2 protein-coding genes are annotated in these 2,413 nt (G+C 73.0%); both read right to left on the bottom strand.

The genetic code is table 11. From position 1 onward, the window contains the following. Positions 1–1,781: arabinosyltransferase domain-containing protein (locus G6027_RS07350; protein ID WP_346995653.1), on the bottom strand; the 1,781-nt coding region annotated here is incomplete at its 3' end. A 12-nt stretch (positions 1,782–1,793) separates the two neighbouring features. Then, a partial coding sequence (locus G6027_RS07345; RefSeq protein ID WP_182636607.1) for an arabinofuranosyltransferase occupies positions 1,794–2,413 on the bottom strand: 620 nt, incomplete at its 5' end.

The following is a 2,413-nucleotide window of genomic DNA, read 5'->3' as shown; positions in this document are numbered from 1 at the left end:
CCGAAGTGGTGGGTCCACTTGGTGGGGGTGAACACCAGGAACAGCAGCGAGCCGGCGATCACGCCGATGAGCCGGCGGGACGGTCCGGCGGCGGCCCCGGGGATCCTGCCCCGGCGCAGCATCACGGCCGTGACGAGCGCGAGGCACATCAGCATGAGCAGGACGGGGAAGCGCCGGGCCACGCCGCCGTCGGCGGAGACCCCGAACAACGCCTCCCAGCGGTCCTTCTCCCCGTACCAGGGCAGGCTCGGGCCGAGCTCGGTGCGGATGCGGGTGGCCTCGAGGACGGCGGCGAGGGTCTGGTCGGCGAACACCGTGTAGAGCAGTGCCAGTCCGACCGCGAGGACCGGACCGAGGATGGGAGCCCAGCCCACCACCAGGGCGCGTCGGCGGACCATGCGGACGAACTCGCGGGCGCCCGCGGCCAGCGCGGCCACGCACATGAGTCCGGTGGGTCCGGCCCCGAGGGAGAACGCGGCCACGCCGATCGCGGCGACGCCCGGGACGAGCCTGCGCGTGGCGATCGACCGCTCCACGAGCGACCAGGTGAGCAGCGCGCCCAGCGCGATCACGGGCTCGGGCCGCAGTCCGTTGTTGAACGCCATCCAGAAGGCCAGGAACAGCGCGGCACCCGTCCAGCGGGGCCGGTGCCAGGTGCGGGCGAGCCGGCCCAGGCGGGGGACCACCTCCCGGCTGATGATCAGCCAGGCCAGGATGCCGCAGGCCAGGGTGGGCAGGCGCATCCACGGGCTCGCCGTGGACACCTCGGCGAACAGCCGCAGGATCTCGTAGTACCACCCCACCGGCGACTCGGGGGAGCCGAGCCAGCGGTAGTAGTTGGCCATGTACCCGCTGGGCCCGGCCGACCGGGCCATGGTGAGCAGGTAGCCGTCGTCGGAGGTGTTGGCGCCCACGAGGTGCCAGAAGCCCAGGACGCCCACCACCACGCCGTCCACCGCCGACAACCGGGTCCACGAGCGGGGGACGAACCTGCGGTCGGACCGTCCGTCGATCCCGTCGAGGCGGTGCAGGAACACCACCGAGGCGAGGGTGGCCAGGACCCCCAGCACCATCAGCGCCAGCTTGAGCGCCGTGGGGCTGGAGGAGTAGCGGGAGTCGACGGTGATCTCCACCGTCGACTCGCCCAGCCCCTCGGGCGCGGAGGTGGGCGTGAGGTCCGTGAAGACCCCTGTCACCTGCGGGCGCATTGTTCCCGGGACGGCCGCGCTGACCGGGTCCTGGCCGTTCTCGTCGTCGTCCTCGCCCTGCCCCCCGACCTGGTCCCCGTCCCCGGACAGGCCGGTGAGCTCGGCCACCAGCACCCCGACCTCGGCCCGGACCCGCAGCGACTCGCAGGCCGGGTCCCGGAGGGTGGACAGGGGGACCGAGAGCAGGGTGGTGTTGCGGACCGCCACCTCGATGGCGGGGTCCCCCGCGGCGTCGGCGGAGCGCTGCACCACCAGGCCGTCGGAGATCCGACCGGGTGCGCCCTCGGGCAGCGTCGAGAACACGATCGTGTCGTCGGGAACCTGCGACAGCGGGCCACAGGGTGCGGTGATGGTCAGGTCCAGCGGCCTCCCGGAGACCAGGGGGGCGGTGACGGAGGCGTAGTCGGGTCCGGCGGTCCAGCGCACCTCGGTGGTGTCCTGGTGAACCGGCAGGAAGCCGGACAGGATCGCCAGGAACGCGCCGAGGAAGCCGGTGATCACGGCCAGCCGCCGGTCGCGGTCCATCCCCGGGTACGGGTGCAGCCCGAGGGGGCGCTCGCCGCTCGCCGTCACTGTCCGGTCACCTCATCGCACCACGATCACGGCGAACGGTCCGACGTCGTGGACCTCGAAGTGGGGGCCTTCCACGGCCTCGGCGGGGATGGTGACGCCGAACCGGCGCACGTTGGGGTCGTTGGGGTAGGTGTCCTCGGCCAGTCGCAGCGCGTATCCGGAACCCGAGGGGCGGGCGACCACGGCGTCCGGGCGCCGCCACGGAGTGTCGTTCATCATGGCGTACAGCTCGTCGCCGCTGGTGGCGTCCTCCCAGCCGAGCATCGCCTCGTTGCGCTCGTCGTACCGACCGAGCGGGTTGGCGTAGTGGGAGGTGACGGCCTGGTAGGCCAGGTACGGGTGGTAGGCCAGGAAGGCGTCGGCGGTGCTGACGACGACGAGGTCGGTCTTCTCGCGGCCCGGGAACGCCTCGAGGATGACCCTGTCGACCTCGGCGTAGTGGGACTCGGGCCCGGGTGGGAAGCGATCGGCACGCTCGCCGTCGCCGTCGGTGTCCGTGTAGGCCAGCCGGATCTCCTCGTGCAGGTGATCGGGGATCCCCTGCGCGTGGGCGAGTCCGGCGAGGGTGGCCACGACGCCCACGACGGCGGTGGCCCGGCGACGCCGGTCAGCGGCCTCGGCGGCGGGCCGGT

It is taken from the genome of Dietzia sp. SLG310A2-38A2, assembly GCF_014145095.1.
In the GTDB taxonomy this organism is placed as follows: domain Bacteria; phylum Actinomycetota; class Actinomycetes; order Mycobacteriales; family Mycobacteriaceae; genus Dietzia.
This window is presented reverse-complemented; position numbering and strand designations above follow the sequence as displayed.